Source organism: Glaciimonas sp. GNP009, from assembly GCF_054343755.1.
In genome coordinates this window covers 1,376,062-1,391,999 of sequence record NZ_JBTGUV010000004.1, presented here as the reverse complement: position 1 = coordinate 1,391,999, position 15,938 = coordinate 1,376,062, and the positions used below count along the sequence as shown (strand labels likewise).

The 15,938-nt window shown below is 49.4% G+C and carries 14 protein-coding genes; 7 read left to right on the top strand and 7 right to left on the bottom strand.

All coding sequences use genetic code 11. The annotated features are described in order from the left end of the window. Window positions 1–838: 838 nt before the first annotated feature. The 3 genes from kdoO (at window position 839) to ACXX82_RS07095 (ending at window position 3,908) form a co-directional block, all read left to right on the top strand. Complete coding sequence (gene kdoO / locus ACXX82_RS07105) at window positions 839–1,708, top strand: Kdo hydroxylase KdoO (RefSeq protein ID WP_458562675.1); 870 nt, start codon at window positions 839–841, stop codon at window positions 1,706–1,708. Continuing rightward, window positions 1,708–3,021 carry a lipid IV(A) 3-deoxy-D-manno-octulosonic acid transferase gene (gene waaA / locus ACXX82_RS07100; protein WP_458562674.1) on the top strand — a complete coding sequence of 438 codons (1,314 nt, stop codon included), beginning with the start codon at window positions 1,708–1,710 and terminating at the stop codon, window positions 3,019–3,021. Before kdoO ends, waaA begins: the two co-directional genes overlap by 1 nt. Window positions 3,022–3,146: 125 nt before the next feature. Next, complete coding sequence (locus tag ACXX82_RS07095; RefSeq protein ID WP_458562673.1) at window positions 3,147–3,908, top strand: YdcF family protein; 762 nt, start codon at window positions 3,147–3,149, stop codon at window positions 3,906–3,908. A gap of 118 nt (window positions 3,909–4,026) precedes the next feature. Here ACXX82_RS07095 and ACXX82_RS07090 read toward each other — a convergent pair whose 3' ends face one another. Genes ACXX82_RS07090 through ACXX82_RS07080 form a run of 3 tightly spaced genes read right to left on the bottom strand, consistent with a single transcriptional unit; the run spans window position 4,027 to window position 9,894 of the window. After that, window positions 4,027–5,487, bottom strand: a complete 1,461-nt coding sequence (locus ACXX82_RS07090; protein WP_322233118.1) for an efflux transporter outer membrane subunit — start codon at window positions 5,485–5,487, stop codon at window positions 4,027–4,029. Next, complete coding sequence (locus ACXX82_RS07085) at window positions 5,480–8,632, bottom strand: efflux RND transporter permease subunit (protein ID WP_458562672.1); 3,153 nt, start codon at window positions 8,630–8,632, stop codon at window positions 5,480–5,482. The genes ACXX82_RS07090 and ACXX82_RS07085 overlap by 8 nt, the downstream gene beginning before the upstream one ends. Before the next feature lie 11 nt (window positions 8,633–8,643). Further along, the gene (locus ACXX82_RS07080; RefSeq protein WP_323506891.1) at window positions 8,644–9,894 is read right to left on the bottom strand and encodes an efflux RND transporter periplasmic adaptor subunit; all 1,251 of its coding nucleotides are present in this window, start codon (window positions 9,892–9,894) and stop codon (window positions 8,644–8,646) included. A gap of 269 nt (window positions 9,895–10,163) precedes the next feature. On the opposite strand from ACXX82_RS07080, the gene ACXX82_RS07075 reads away from it, so the two are divergent. Then, window positions 10,164–10,799, top strand: a complete 636-nt coding sequence (locus ACXX82_RS07075) for a TetR family transcriptional regulator (RefSeq protein WP_322233112.1) — start codon at window positions 10,164–10,166, stop codon at window positions 10,797–10,799. A gap of 275 nt (window positions 10,800–11,074) precedes the next feature. On the opposite strand, the gene ACXX82_RS07070 is transcribed toward ACXX82_RS07075, so the two are convergent. From ACXX82_RS07070 to ACXX82_RS07055, 4 genes are all read right to left on the bottom strand, one after another. Next, a complete protein-coding gene (locus tag ACXX82_RS07070) occupies window positions 11,075–12,355 on the bottom strand; it encodes a TolC family outer membrane protein (protein WP_458563966.1) in 1,281 nt (426 codons plus the stop codon). A gap of 113 nt (window positions 12,356–12,468) precedes the next feature. Further along, window positions 12,469–12,792, bottom strand: coding sequence for a rhodanese-like domain-containing protein (locus tag ACXX82_RS07065; RefSeq protein ID WP_322233110.1), 324 nt, complete (start codon window positions 12,790–12,792; stop codon window positions 12,469–12,471). Window positions 12,793–12,928: 136 nt separating this feature from the next. After that, window positions 12,929–13,594 (bottom strand): protein-L-isoaspartate O-methyltransferase family protein, encoded by a 666-nt coding sequence (locus ACXX82_RS07060; RefSeq protein ID WP_458562671.1) that lies wholly within the window; start codon window positions 13,592–13,594, stop codon window positions 12,929–12,931. 215 nt (window positions 13,595–13,809) lie between these two features. Then, the gene (locus ACXX82_RS07055) at window positions 13,810–14,007 is read right to left on the bottom strand and encodes a hypothetical protein (RefSeq protein WP_322240762.1); all 198 of its coding nucleotides are present in this window, start codon (window positions 14,005–14,007) and stop codon (window positions 13,810–13,812) included. On the opposite strand from ACXX82_RS07055, the gene ACXX82_RS07050 reads away from it, so the two are divergent. The 3 genes from ACXX82_RS07050 to ACXX82_RS07040 all read left to right on the top strand — a co-directional run bounded on the left by ACXX82_RS07050 (window position 13,940) and on the right by ACXX82_RS07040 (window position 15,850). Further along, on the top strand, window positions 13,940–14,200 hold the full coding sequence (locus tag ACXX82_RS07050; protein WP_322240201.1) for a YkgJ family cysteine cluster protein: 261 nt from the start codon (window positions 13,940–13,942) through the stop codon (window positions 14,198–14,200). The genes ACXX82_RS07055 and ACXX82_RS07050 overlap by 68 nt on opposite strands. Window positions 14,201–14,275: 75 nt before the next feature. Then, window positions 14,276–14,827 carry a DUF1439 domain-containing protein gene (locus ACXX82_RS07045; protein ID WP_322233106.1) on the top strand — a complete coding sequence of 184 codons (552 nt, stop codon included), beginning with the start codon at window positions 14,276–14,278 and terminating at the stop codon, window positions 14,825–14,827. Window positions 14,828–14,995: 168 nt separating this feature from the next. Next, window positions 14,996–15,850 (top strand): undecaprenyl-diphosphate phosphatase, encoded by an 855-nt coding sequence (locus ACXX82_RS07040; protein WP_322233104.1) that lies wholly within the window; start codon window positions 14,996–14,998, stop codon window positions 15,848–15,850. Window positions 15,851–15,938: the final 88 nt, after the last annotated feature.

Here is a 15,938-nt window from a genome sequence, read left to right as displayed (position 1 = left end):
CGGACTGGGGAAAATGACGATGTTAAGGGGTAACTTAGCTTATTGTCACCATGAACCACTGATTTTAAAATAGAGTTTGCATCGCTATATCCCTTCCCACTGTTAAGAAATAGCTGGGATATTCCATCAGTATCGGACCAGACGTTGATAGTTAGCTTCGGCTCACTTAATGGAAAAAACCAGATGAAAAAACTTAAAGCGAAAGTGAGAATAAGGAATGCGGTACCGATTTTAAGTCTGTAAAAATTTCTGCTGGCTTCGCTCGAAAATTCAATCATTATGGGTTTACATTCATAGGTATTCGGTATTTAATGTTGTTGAAATTAATCTTTTAAAACCGAACTAATTTAGTTCATCCATGCCTCTGGACTAGTTACCATTAAAATTAGCTTAATTTTTAGAATTCCAAGATAATTTCAAATTCGAAAAATGTTTAGGTGCCTGAAAGAAATCTGATTAAGGCGAAAGATAGATTTTGAGATTTTAAAATAGTTATTTGATTTAACCCATCAATTCCTGGAGTGTGTTAGCCGCTCCAAGTATACCCATTTTCCCGAATGTATTAAAAGACATTTAGATCGCAATTTTAAGTACTGTAGTGCCAGACCAGACCAGACCAGACCAGACCATTTTTATTTTTCCTGGTTATTATGAGGGAACACAAAAATTACTGATACGCTTTGGCTTAAGTATGTTATAAAAAATGCAACTATAAGTTTGTCGATTAAAAAATTAGTTGGTTAAAAAAGTCCCTTTAGTTTCCACGACTCTTTAATAAACCTGCCGAATGCCGGCAATCTTAGTTCACCCAGCTAACACAACACGGCATAATACGGCGATGGAACAACAAATTCTCGAAATCGACTGCGCAGACTGGCACGTCGCCACCCCCAACAACGCTTGGATCGCGGCACTTGAAGCGGGGAAAGTATTGTATTTTCCTCGGCTTGCGTTCGATTTGATGCAGGATGAACGGCGATTTTTGTCGCCAACTATCCTTGATCCTAAAAGCCGCAATATCAGTCTCAATGCTGATGGTGTTATCAAAGGCGTTCTTGGGGATGCCGCTGATCAGGCAGCAATGGCTGCGATGGTGGGACGTTTTCGTATTCAGGCGCGGCAATTAATTGATTCTTTGTTACCAGCGTATAGCGATATTGTGCGGTTGGCGCCGACCAGTTATCGACCGATGCAAGTCGAGACACGTGCGCAGTCGTGGCGTGCCGATGACAAGCGGATGCATGTTGATGCGTTTCCTTCCCGCCCTAATTATGGCGAACGTATTTTGCGTGTATTTGCCAATCTGAATCCTGACGGAGTACCACGCGTATGGCGTGTGGGCGAGCCGTTTGAGGATGTCGCAAAACGATTTTTACCGCAGGTGAAGGCTTATTCTCGCTGGCAAGCGCGTGTGCTTAAAGCGGCCCATGTGACCAAATCTCTGCGCAGTGAATATGATCATCTGATGCTGCAATTGCATGACAGCATGAAGTCGGATATGGAATATCAGCGCAGTGGACCGCAAGTGACGATGCCTTTTGCAGCCAGTTCGGTGTGGGTGTGTTTTTCTGATCAGACGCCGCATGCGGTGATGTCTGGGCAATATATGATGGAGCAGACCTTGCACTTGCCCGCAGCAAATCAATATGATTCCAACGCTAGTCCATTAGCTATTTTGACGCGGCTAACCGGCCACAGTCTGATTTGATGCGGGCGCGTTGGTATCGCCTGCTTTATTCCTTTGTGTGGTGGCTAATCATTCCGCTGGCGCTGTGTCGCCTTTGGTGGCGTGGTCGCAAGGAGCCGGGATATCGGCAGTATATTCCGGAACGCCTGGGATTTTATCCGAAGCTAAATAATGGTGCTGTATACCCGACGCCCTCCTATATATGGGTGCATGCGGTATCCGTCGGAGAAACACGGGCGGCTGAACCACTGGTGAATATGCTACTCGCCGATTACCCGCAACACACGATCTTGTTGACGCACATGACCGCGACCGGTCGTGCAACCGGACAGGCGCTGTTTGGTACCTCAGCGCGTGTAGTACAAAGTTTTCTGCCTTATGACACGGGTTGGATGGTGGGTCGATTTTTACGTCATTTTTCGCCGCGCTTGTGCGTCCTGATGGAAACCGAAGTCTGGCCGAACATGATTGCACAATGCGCCCGTTATAATGTTCCGGTAGCGTTGGTCAATGCGCGGTTATCGGAGCGGTCATTGCGACGCGGGAAAAAATTTGAGACGCTGATGACTGAAGCCGCGCATGGAATTTCTTGCGTTGGTGCGCAAACGAAAGAAGATGCGCAGCGGTTGCAGCAACTCGGTGCCAGCAGCGTGACGATTACCGGTAATCTTAAATTTGATGTCGAACCGTCAGAGGATTTAGTACGCATCGGTATTGCTCTGCGTCATCAAATAGGGTTACGCCCAGTGCTGTTGTGCGCTAGCACGCGGGAGGGCGAGGAAGCACTCATCCTTGCGGAGTTGTGCAAAGCGGAGAGGGCGCTTTCGATCGAAAACCTGTTGCTGATCATCGTTCCACGTCATCCACAGCGATTCGATGAGGTTGCCAATTTGATCACGGCGAATAAATTACTAATGGCAAGACGATCAGCCTTGGGAAACGACCAACTTAAGCCGGAAATCAAGGTGCTGCTCGGCGACTCGATGGGGGAAATGTTTGCATATTATGGCGCCTCGGATATCGCATTTATTGGTGGAAGTCTGATGCCGTTAGGCGGACAAAATTTGATCGAAGCATGTGCGGTTGGTAGGCCCGTCCTGATTGGTCCTCATACTTTTAATTTTGCCGCAGTGACGGAGCAAGCGATCGCTGCCGGTGCGACTGTGCGGGTAACGGATGCGGGCGACATGCTCGATGTAGCGAGTCGATTATTGCTCGCTGATCAAGAGCGTGAGACGATGGGGCGGCACGCCAGCGAGTTCGCGCGACTGCATCGTGGCGCGACGGCCAGGACTTTGGCGCTGTTGGCTTTGTTACTGTCGTCGCTACAATAGATAGAATCTGCACTAGTCGGCTTTCGCCAGATTCGGGAAATAGTCACGAATGACTTTCCCGCAAACTCGCACATTTGCGCATCCATGCAAGCCATAACTATCTCGAGCGAATTGAAGAATACAAAATGCACATTGCTCTTATTATCAATAATCTTGTCAGTACATTTTTGCTTCCACCTACGAGTTTGATGTTGGTCTGTTTTCTGGGCTTGGCTTTACGTCGCCGCTACTCTCGTTGCGGGTTATCGCTCAGTGTTGGTGCACTGATTATTATGCTAGTGATCAGCACTAAAGCAGGTTCTTTATTGTTTGTCGCGCCGTTAGAAAATCAGGCGCCTGTTCTCAATATGAAATCAATCGGGGACGCGCAAGCTATCGTCGTTCTTGGTGGCGGTCGGTTAGCCAATTCTCCGGAATATGGCGATGTTGATAGTCCCAGTTACGTGACGTTAGCCCGACTGCGCTATGCGGCCAAACTGCATCGAGAAACTGGCTTGCCAATATTAGTTACTGGCGGACAACCAGAAGGTGGTGGAGAGTCGGAGGCGGCGGTGATGGCGCGCTCTCTGGAGCAGGATTTTGGTACGCCAGTGAAATGGATCGAGGACGCTTCCGATAACACGGCGCAAAATGCTTCTCTGTCCTACGCAATTCTCTCTCGGGACAAAGTGAAGCATATTTTGTTAGTGACGGATGCGATTCATATGCCACGTGCGCGGATGCTTTTCAAGCAAAGTGGTTTGGACGGAATACCTGCGCCGACGGTATTTTTTAGTCGTAGCCAACAGTCATTGTTGGATTTTATGCCGACCGGAGAAGGGCTTCGCCGCAGTTATTATGCGTTGCATGAATGGATCGGTATCGTGTGGTACAGGTTACGCTATTGATGTCATCTATCGCGAGTGATATTCCATAGAGTCATTAAAAAAGCCCGCAAGGATTAATCCGTTGCGGGCTTTGTTCTAAGTGAATTTCTTCCCTTTACAGATGTATATCTTTACGATTTTATTTTACTGTCTGCTTCGACGTGACCACCGCTATGGGCGCTTGTGTCGTTTCGTTCAAGCCGCCACCCAATGATCGATACAAGTCAATCGCGTTGTTCAAGCGCAATTGACGCGTCTGGATCAATGCTTGCTGAGCAGAAAACAGATCGCGGTCTGCGTCCAACATTTCATTAGAGCTGGCAATGCCGTTCTTAAAGCGCAGGTCGGTCAATTTAACGCGCTCTTGCTGCGCGACTAAAAAGGCTTGTTGTGCATCCAATTGCTCATCAAGTGCACCACGTGCAACCAAGGCATCAGCGACTTCACTGAACGCGGTCTGGATGGTTTTTTCGTAGTTGGCGACGGCAATGTTTTTACGTACTTCCGACAACGTCAGATTAGCGCGATTACGTCCGCCCTCAAAAATCGGCAGCGTCAGTTGCGGGATAAATGACCAGGTACGACTACCCGCTTCAAACAGACTACCGAGTGACGAACTGGCATTACCGATCCCAGCAGTCAGAGATATTTGTGGGAAGAACGCAGCGCGGGCAGCGCCGATGTTTGCGTTGGCAGCACGCAGTTGTTGTTCGGCAGAGCGAATATCAGGACGCCGGATCAGTAAGTCGGACGGCAAACCGGCAGGAATATCCGTCACGATTTGCTGAGACTCCAGCGTTTGTGGCGCTGGAAGATCAGTCATTGGTTTGCCTACCAATAATGTCAGCGCGTTGGTTGCCTGACCGCGTTGACGGGCCAATGTGGCAAATGAAACACGAGCAGACTGCACTAGTGTTTCGGATACGCGTAAGTCGAGTGCTGATGATGCGCCTACTTCAAATCGCATTTTTGCTAGCTTATAGTCCTGCAATCGGCTGTTCAACGTTTGTTGCGCCAGTTCTTGCTGTTCCGCATAGGACCGTTCCGCCAGATACGCTTGAGCGACTTGCGCAACGAGGGTAATTTGTACTGATCGGCGCGCTTCTTCAGTAGATAGATAACTTGCCAGTGCCGCATCTTTCAGGCTACGTACACGCCCAAAAAAATCCAGCTCAAACGCAGTCATATTTAATCCGACTGAATAAGCATTGCCGACCGGCGCTTGACCGGGAAGCAATTGATTAGCGGCAGAGCGACTGCGGGTCTTGCTGAGATTGCCCTCAAAATTTGGCAATGCATCAGCAGCGGTAATGTTGTACTGCGCACTTGCCGCTTCGATATTCAGCGCTGCCGTTCGCAAATCACGGTTGTTGACGAGTGCTGCCGCAATCAGCGTTTGAAGGCGCTGGTCGGGGAAGAACTGACGCCAGCCCAGTGCAACCGCATCAGCGTTTGATTGCGTTGTTGCAAACTCCTCGGCAGGGAAAGTCCCCGCCACCGGCGCTGTTGGTCGCTCGTAAGTTGGGGCCATGCTGCAACCCGATAGCACGCCTGCCAGCAGCAGAACGCTGGTCAGGTGTTTTGGTAAAGAATTAAACATGCTGGTCCTCCACATCAATTTTTTTGTTGGCCGCATACATTTTGTTCTGACGCTCGCTGCCCTTGAAGAATTTACGGACCACAACGAAGAAGACTGGCACCAGGAATACCGCCAAAACGGTCGCCGTAATCATCCCGCCCATCACGCCGGTACCAATCGCACGCTGACTGCCTGAACCCGCGCCGGTCTTGATGGCTAACGGCAATACACCGAGGATAAACGCCAGGGATGTCATCAAAATCGGTCGGAACCGCAAATGTACTGCTTCGAGTGTTGCTTCGATCAATCCCTTGCCTTGTGCCTGCAAGTCTTTTGCAAACTCAATAATCAGAATCGCATTTTTCGCAGACAAACCGATGACGGTAATCATCCCGACTTTAAAGTACACATCGTTCGGCATGCCGCGCAACGTCACACCCAGCAATGCGCCCAAAATACCCAACGGCACCACTAACATCACGGCGAATGGAATAGACGTGCTTTCGTACAACGCAGCCAATACCAGGAATACCGCAATCAGGGACAACAGATACAGCATCGGCGCTTGTGATCCGGAGGTTTTTTCTTCCAACGATTGCCCGGTCCACTCAAAGCCAAAGCCCGGAGGCAATTTGGCAGTCAGCGCTTCCATTTCGTCCATTGCTTCACCAGTACTATGGCCTGGTGAAGCGCCGCCCGAAATTTTCATTGCAGGATAGCCGTTATAGCGCGTCAGTTGCACCGGTCCACTGATCCAATGCGAGGTGGTAAAGGCTGACATTGGCACCATCGATCCAGTTGTATTTTTGACGTACAGTTTAGCCAGATCTTCGGGGTGCAGACGTTGCGGTGCATCAGCTTGTACGATCACACGTTGTTGGCGTCCCTGATTTGGGAAGTCGTTCACGTAGGCCGAACCTAGCGCCACCGATAGCGTGCTGTTAATGGCATCGAATGTCACGCCCAGCGCATTCGCTTTGTCGCGGTCAATATCAAGTTGTAACTGTGGCGCATCTTCCAAACCTTCAGGGCGAATACCAGCCAGAATTTTACTTTTCCCAGCCATACCCAGCAATTGATTACGGGCCGCGATCAACGCGGCGTGCCCTAAACCAGCGCGGTCTTGTAAGCGGAAAGTGAAGCCCGTTGCGTTACCCAATTCCGGGATCGGTGGTGGATTCAATGGAAAGATAATTGCATCTTTGATTTTAGAAAAAGCACCAAATGCTGCGCCAGCTATCGCATCGGCGGATTCACTCGGGCCACGCTGACTCCAGTCTTTTAGCGGAACGAAAACCAGGCCAGCATTTTGCCCATTACCAGAGAAGCTGAAGCCGGTAATCGCAACCACGTGCGCAACGGCAGGTAACTTGGCGTAATACGCTTCGATTGTCTTGATCACCTCCAAAGTACGATTCTGGCTTGCACCAGCGGGCAATTGCACGTTGGTGACGATATAACCCTGATCTTCACTTGGCAGAAATGACGCTGGCAAACGCGCATAAAGTAAGCCAACGCAGACGACGATCGCACCATAGACCAGCATGTAACGGCCGGTTTTGGTGAGCATCTTTGCGATAATTCCTTGATAGCTGGTAGTGGTGGCGTTAAAGCGACGATTGAACCAACCGAAGAAGCCTTTTTTCTCGTGATGATGTCCCGCTTCCACTGGCTTCAGGATCGTGGCGCACAATGCTGGTGTCAGCGTAAATGCCATCAATACAGAGAAGAACATCGACGCGACCATCGACAACGAGAATTGGCGATAAATCGCACCAACCGCGCCGCTGAAGAAAGCCATCGGGATGAATACTGCGATCAACACGAGCGTGATACCGATCAACGCACCGGTAATTTGTCCCATTGCCTTACGTGTTGCGTCACGCGGCGACAAACCTTCTTCGCTCATGATGCGCTCAACGTTTTCGACCACCACAATTGCATCATCGACCAAAATACCGATTGCCAGCACCATACCGAACATGGTCAGTACGTTGATCGAGAAGCCGAACAATAGCAGCGTAGCAAAAGTACCCATCAACGCCACCGGCACCACAATGGTCGGAATCAATGTGTAGCGAATATTCTGCAAGAACAGATACATCACCAGGAACACCAGGATGATCGCTTCAATCAGTGTTTTGACCACTTCTTCGATCGATATTTTGACGAAAGTTGAGGTGTCGTATGGAACGGTATATTTGACGCCAGCCGGGAAGTATTTAGACAACTCTTCCATTTTGGCATGCACTGCTTTAGCGGTGCCTAACGCGTTTGCCGTTGGGGACAACTGAACACCGACGAATGACGTTGGCTTACCATCCAGACGACCCGAGGTGGCATACGATTGGCCGCCGATTTCAATACGCGCGACGTCACGCAGACGGACGATTGAGCCGTCTTTGTTAGCGCGTAGTTGAATATTGCCGAATTGCTCAACTGTATTCAGTTGACCGGTAACAACGACAGTGGCAGAGATTTGCTGCGTGCCCGGACTTGGCAAATCACCGATAGTACCGCCAGCGACCAAGGCATTTTGCGCCTGAATGGCACTGGTAACATCACCCGGTGTAAGATTCAGACCGACCAATTTAGCAGGATCAATCCAGATACGCATCGCGCGTTCTGTACCAAATAACTGCGCTTGACCAACGCCAGGAACGCGTTTGATTTCATTGAGCACATTGCGCGACAAATAGTCGCCCAGCGCGACTGGATCAAGTTTGCCATCGGTAGAAGATAAGCCGATGAACATCAAGAAGTTACTACGCGACTTTGTGACCTGTACACCCTGTTGGGTAACTGCTGCTGGCAGTCGGGCTTCGACCCGTTTCAAGCGGTTTTGAACGTCTACCGCTGCCAGATCGGCATTGGTATCAGGCGAAAATGTCACCGTGATTTGCACGGCGCCGTTTGCCTGGCTTTGTGATTCAATGTATTGCAAACCGTCCGCACCGTTCATTTCCTGTTCAATCAGACTAGTCACACTATCATCCAGAGTTTGTGCTGTCGCACCTGGATAGTTGGCGCTGATGACGATCGTAGGCGGCGCGATGGACGGATATTGTGCAACGGGTAATTGCGTAATGGCTAAAGCACCCCCGAGCAGGATGAAAATAGCGAGCACCCAAGCAAAAACCGGGCGATCAATGAAAAACTTTCCCATCTGGGTGCTCCTTATTTAGCGGTAGAGGTTGCCGAGGCGGCGGCTGCGCTTGCTGCCGCTGCCGGTGCGGCCGCTGGTGTTGGCATGGTCGTTGTTGTAGCGGTGTCTGCGACTGCTGGATTTTTCCATGGGACTGGCTTAACGACGACACCCGGTTTGATTTTTTGCAAACCTTCCACGATGACTCTGTCGCCGGTCTTCAGGCCTTCCGTGACGACCCATTTATCACCTTGGGCATTGTCTGCTTTGATAGTTCGCGCAACCACCTTGTTGTCAGCATCTACGACAAAGACTGTCGCGCCTGTCATATCCCGTGTGACCGCTTGTTGCGGTACTGTGATCGCCTGATCGTTGACGGCTTGTTCCAGTTTGGCGCGTACGTACATGCCGGGCAACAAACTATGGTCAGGATTAGGGAATTCAGCACGGATGCTGACCGAGCCGGTAGTCGGGTCAACCGTCAGATCCGAAAATAGTAATTTGCCGCTTTGTGGGTAAGTGCTACCGTCTTCCGTGACCAGTGTGACTTTCGCCTGTCCTTTGCCGACGCTTTGCAATTGACCGTTTTTCAACGCTTGCTGCAGTTTCAATATGTCAGTGCTGGATTGCGTCAAATTGACGTAAATAGGGTCGATCTGCTGTACGGTTGCCAACTGGGTAACTTCGCCTTGCCCAACCAACGCCCCTTCGGTTACCAGCGCGCGACCGATACGGCCGGAAATCGGCGAATTGACCGTGGCATAACCAAGGTTGAGGCTAGCAGTCTGGCGTGCGGCCTTGGCAGAAGCAACATCAGCCGCGGCTTGTTTTTGTAACGCTACCGCGTCGTCATAATCTTGCTTGCTCACCGCATTGGCTTCTACCAACGGTTTATAACGTTGCGCTTTGAGGGTTGCCTGAGTCAGATTGGCGTCTGCTTTTGCCAATGCTGCTTGCGTGCTCTCAAAGGTTGCCTGTAACTGCGCAGGGTCAATGCGGAACAAAATTTGACCGGCTTTCACGTCGCTTCCTTCGACAAAGTTACGCTTGAGAATAATGCCGGCGGCGCGCGCACGCACTTCTGCAATGCGGGTCGCTTCCAGGCGGCCTGGCAACTCTGAGGACAGCGCGAGGCGTTCAGGCGCGATACTAATAATCGATACTTCCGCAGGCGGCGGTGCGCCTGGCGCATCTGGTTTCTTACCGCAAGCGGCAACCGCTGACAATACTGCTATGGCTAACGCTATCCGCGTAAAACGATATAGTGAGTTGACTGAATTCATAAAATTTCTCGCACAAAAAGTGAATAAGTATCGTGAATAAGTACGGCAAAAGTACGTTAAATAAGTACCGGTCATGCTGAGGGTGGTGCGGAGTTGACGTTGACCAAAATACGGAATGTAAAGCGCCGGGCTACTATATGGTCCTGACGCTTCAAGTTAGTCGGCAAGACGCCGCGGATGTGCTATTATACATACATTCATGAATGTATGTGTTTTTCGTGGCAAAAATGTTGCACCTGCACACTACATCGGTTCGGAGATAAATAAAAATGGCAAGATGTACAAAAGAAGAAGCGCTGGAAACGCGCTCACGCATTTTGGATGCAGCGGTAGACGTATTTTATGCGCAAGGTGTAGCGCATACTTCCCTTGCCGACGTAGCCAATGCCGCCGGTGTTTCTCGTGGTGCAATTTATTGGCACTTCACCAATAAAAGTGATTTATTCAATACGATGTGTGAGCGCGTCCATCTGCCGATGGAAGCGCTGATTCGTAACAGTGCTGAAGAGAGTTCAATTGACCCACTCGGACAATTCCGAAGCTGGTGCTTATTTGCATTGGGCGAGGGTGTCAACAACGTACAGACGCGTAAGATTTTTGCCACGATTTTGCATAAGTGCGAATTTGTCGATCCAATGGATCCTATCTATATGCGCCAGCAAGAATGCTTTCTGGAGGGGCGCATCAATATTCAACGTATTTTGCGATTTGCAGTGGCAAAAGGGCAATTGCCGCGCAATCTTGATACAACCTTGGCCGCGATTACGGTGCAGGCGCTGTTGTCAGGCGTACTGGATAATTGGTTGTTCAGCCCAGATAGCTTTGATTTGGGTGAGCAAGCAGTCAACATTGTTGATCTTTGTATCCACGCCTTAAAAACTGCACCCACTTTGGAAAAAATTTGATCTGAAGCAGATCCGAGGATTTGCTTCAATCAAAGTCGCTTCATGATGTAAATAATTCATTACTCTAGATTAATCGTGGAGTTCTGAATCAGATAAAGTTGGCATGAAGGTCGAAAAGGTTAGCAACGCTTATCTGCGACAGCAGTGACCTATATTTCTGGATATTTAAAGCTGCGAGCGCCAATGAAATGATGCACTGCTGAATGTCAGTGATCTTTCTGCGACTGGTACTGCGATCAGCTTCGTGACGCGTTTATAAGGCCCAACTGCTAAGTCTAATAATAAACGGGGACCAACAATGTATTAACCTGTACCAGGTCGTTTTCTTTCAGAGCGCCGGTTGCAGCTTTCAGTTTTAGGCCATTCATCAACGTATCGTAACGTACCTTAGCCAAATCACGGCGGGTGGAAAACAACTGTTGCTCCGCATTCAATACGTCAATATTGATACGTACCCCGACCTGATAGCCTAGCTTATTCGAGTCCAGCGAGGACTGGCTGGAAATTTCTGCCGCTTCCAATGCTTTTATCTGCGCCAATCCGTTACTTACTCCTAAATAGGCCTGGCGCGCGTTCAACGCTGCCGTCCTGCGGGCATACTCAAGATCGGATCGTGCTTTGTCTTCCAGTGCGACTGCCTGTTTTACTTCGCTGTTAACCGATCCGCCTGAGTACAGCGGAATCGTCCATTGCACGCCTATCGCATTAGATGTGCCTGAACCATTCGAAAATTGGTTATTGTTGCCATTAATATTAGAGAAATTACGGCTTGCGACCAGATCAACAGTAGGTAAATGTCCGGCGCGCTTTAACTTGATTTGGCGTTTTGCCGCTTCAAGCGAAATTTGCTGGCCCAAAACGCTGTAATTTTGTTGTTCTGCAATGCCAACCCAAGGCGTAATTTGCGCAGGTTCCGGGGCACTGAGCTTGACGCTAGGACGCAATGTCGCCAGCGGCGCGGGTGCTTGACCGCTGATTTGTTGTAACGTGCTGCGTGCAACTTCCAGATTGTTATTTGCCGCGATTTCTTGTGCTAGTACCAGATCAAAGCTGGCTTGCGCTTCGTTGGTATCGGTAATAGTCGCGCTGCCAATTTCAAAATTGCGTTTAGCGGAGGCTAATTGCTCTGCGATGGCGCTTTCTTGCGCTTTTAGAAAGGTCAGCACGTCTTGCGCTGCCAATACATCAAAGTAAGCTTGTCCGACGCGCAATATCAAATCTTGCTCGGCCTGAAAAAATGTAACTTCGCTGCCAGCAACGGAGAGTTTTGCTTGTTCATATTGCTCCCAATTCGCAGGACGATAAAGCGGCTGAATTAATTGCAGAGCATATTCGTTGGTGCTCTTATTCCAGTTATCCCCTGATCGATTGTAAGCCCCACTTAGTCCAATTTGCGGCAACAGACCTGCACGACCCTGAACACTGGTTTCCCGGCCAGCCGTTAATGCATAACGGGCACTTGTATAAATTGTATCATTAGCAAGCGCTTGATGATAGGTTTGCACCAGATCAAGTGCCTGTGAATTAAAAGACGATAAAGCGCCGACCACTAGCATCAGTCCGCCTAGCAAATTGCCATGGCGCTGACGCATCAACTTTGCTTTCGATTTCGGTAGCCGGAATGCGCCTGAGGCAAGCGGGGCCGCTGATGCAAAAAGATTGCGCGCTTTCAATAGACCGGCATAGTGCTGTCGACCTGTTGCGCCCATGCATGCATCCCGCCCGTTAGGTTAATGACATTGGTGAAGTGATTGCGCTCCAAAAATGCCGCTACGGACATACTGCGCGCGCCATGATGGCAAATACAAACGACCTGCTGATCTTCTTCCAGTTCATTGAGGCGAGCTGGAATGGTTTGCATTGGCATTAATTGTGAATCGGCAATATGACAAGTCTCATATTCCCACGGTTCACGAACATCTAGTAACAAAGGCGTTGGACGGTCCGGATCGGCGATCCAGGCAGCTAATTCAGGGGCGGTAAGATGTTGCATCGTATGCTCGTCGGTGAGTTTGCTGGGTCAGAACTTAACATCGGGATGGAAAGTCAGAAGCTGAAATGAGGGTTTGAAATCAAAATCTCAATTAATTTAATTGAAGTTAATTTAACTGAGGATCACACTGTAAAAATCAGAATTTAAAATGAGAGTGCGGTGCTGCATCGCGTAGAGACCGAACATTTGTCTCAAACAAATTGCGGGTATCGTAAGCGGTGTCTGAAATACGGGTAATCACCTCCGCAGTCATTACTGGCGCTTCACCAATGATCGCGATGATGCGACCGGCAACCTTTAGTTGCTCAAGAAAAGCGACCGGTAGCGACGGCAGGGAACCTGAAATCACGATGACGTCGTAAGTTGTCTCTTTGCCTTCGAGCCATCCCTGCGCACCGTTCCCTTCTACTACCTCGACGTTACGCACGCCATAGGCACTCAAATTCTTTTCGGCGAAAGCTTTCAGCTCCGCATCTATTTCTACAGTGACAACATGGCGTGCTTTATGGGCCAGCAATGCCGCCATGTAGCCTGATCCAGTACCGATTTCCAAAACGCTCTCGTGTTTTTTGACGGCAGCTTCCTGAAGCAGGCGCGCTTCGACCTTCGGTGACAGCATGCATTCCCCGCTATCGCCCGGCAAAGGAATTTCAGTATCGCTGAAAGCCAGGCTTTTATATGCCGCTTGTACGAATTCTTCGCGCCGCACGACCGTCAACAGGTCGAGAATGTCCAGCTCCAGCACATTCCAGGGACGGATTTGCTGTTCGATCATATTGAAACGTGCTTGTTCGATATTCATGGCGAAGGGTCAATAACGGGATAAAGACGTTATTCTATCAAGGACGACCTTAAAAACCTACTGTACGGGTTATTTTTGCGCCTTCTTGCCGTATATCGTCACCTTTGCAAGGTGCGACCGACTTTGGCCAGAATTTTTAATCCGAATATTCACTTTGTGCCAAGTCTATAGCGTCAGGAGATTAGCCATATAAGGCTAATAATGACCATTTACGGTTAAAATGCGGCTTTGATGTAGTGAGCGACTGCGTAAATGATTGAGGGAGTAAATGCCAAAGTACCATCGTCCCTATCAACCTCCTCGCCGATGCTGTTCGCAGCGGTGACAGTAGTAGAGGTTGCGCCCTTGGCCTGCCGTCTGGGCTGTGGTGCCTGCTGTACTGCGCCGTCTATTTCCTCGACGATTCCAGGCATGCCCAATGGTAAACCTGCTGGTGTCCGGTGCATTCAACTCGACGATACAAATAAATGCCTGATTTTCGGTGCGCCGGAGCGGCCCGCAGTATGCGGAAGTTTGCAGCCGTCGGTGGAGATGTGCGGCGATTCGCAGGTGCACGCGATGCTTTTTCTCAATGAGCTTGAACGATTGACGGCGGCGACCATCTGAAAATACAGTCTCTTGCCCTCGGATACGCACATTTGGGCAAAGCGACAGCTTCTGAACACACTATTAAGGATGGTGATGAAATTAAGATGGATGGCGATATTCGCTCTTATTAGCGTATTTTTATTGAGTTCATGCGCGATGTTGATTGGCACGCGTGATGTTGATTTTTCATTAATTAGTTTGCAACAATCATTGAATAAGCGCTTGCCTTTCACGAAACGCTATTTAGGACTTATTGACGTAACCGCCAGCAACGCCCAGTTGGCTCTGGATGCCGATCTGGGACGTTTGCATGTCGATATGGACGTGACTATGGCGCTGCCATTGGCGCGTAAGTCCTGGAGCGGAAAACTGGCAATGTCAGGCGTGGTCACTTTGGACGCGGCGCATAACGCCGTGATATTGAATGATCCACAGCTGGATAAAATTACGCTTGCCAATCTTGATGGCGCTTACAGTGAGCAAGCAACCCAAATAGGTGGTTTACTGGCGCGGGAATTAATGCAGAGTGTTCCGCTGTATAGCTTTAAGCCAGAAGATTTGCGCTATGTTGGCGTGACGTTTGTACCAACCAAAATTGTCACAAAGGCGGACCGCCTCGTCGTTACCTTTGAGCCGCAAAAATGAGGGTTGGTCAACGCGATGGCCACTGCGTAGCTGCTCAAATACTCTCGTTGATGCCGGTCGGTTTATGTTGAATGGTCATTGCTACGCAGTTCCCACTGCCCGGTTTGTCGCCATCTCTTCGAAGTTGCCCCTCGATTCCCACATAATGCAACATAACTTAGACTAGGCATGGATATTCTTCTCGCGTTAAAAGTCATCATCATGGGTGTGGTCGAAGGATTGACCGAATTTCTCCCTGTTTCCTCGACTGGTCATTTAATTCTGGCTGGAAGTTTGCTGAATTTTTCCGCTGACATTGGTCGTGGTAAAGCTGAAGTATTCGATATCGCGATTCAAGCCGGTGCAATTTTTGCGGTCTGCTGGGAATACCGCGTGCGTATCGCTGCCGTATTACGCGGATTGACGACCGAGCCTCAAGCGCAAAAATTAGTCCGAAATCTGATTATTGCTTTTATACCTGCCGCAATCATGGGCTTGTTGTTTAGCAAAATGATTAAAGAAAAATTGTTTGCACCTATTCCTGTTGCGATTGCGCTCGTGGTGGGTGGTTTGATTATCTTATGGGTCGAGCGTCGTAATAAAAATCCCCAAAACAATCAAGAACTTAGCCGCGTTGAAACCGTTGAAGACATGACCGCGCTGGATGCATTGAAGATTGGTTTTGCGCAAGCCTTTGCGCTTATTCCTGGTACTAGCCGTTCTGGCGCGACGATTATCGGCGGCATGATGTTTGGCTTGTCACGCAAAGCAGCCACAGAGTTTTCATTTTTTCTGGCAATTCCGACGCTGTTCGCCGCCACTTTTTACTCACTGTACAAAGATCGTGCATTGCTGAGTGCCGCTGATGTACCGCTATTTTCACTCGGTACGGTGGCAGCATTCATTTCGGCATTCTTTTGCGTGCGCTGGTTATTACGCTATATCGCTACGCATGACTTCACGCTATTTGCCTGGTATCGCATTGTTTTCGGTCTGATCATATTGATCACTGGTTTCACAGGCGCGGTGGCTTGGGAGCATTGATTTTGCTAAGCACTAATAGCATTCAGTAACATTGAGTCGCACTAAGCCACACCAAGTCACGAGTGAAATCTTCATTTTTCGCTAAAAA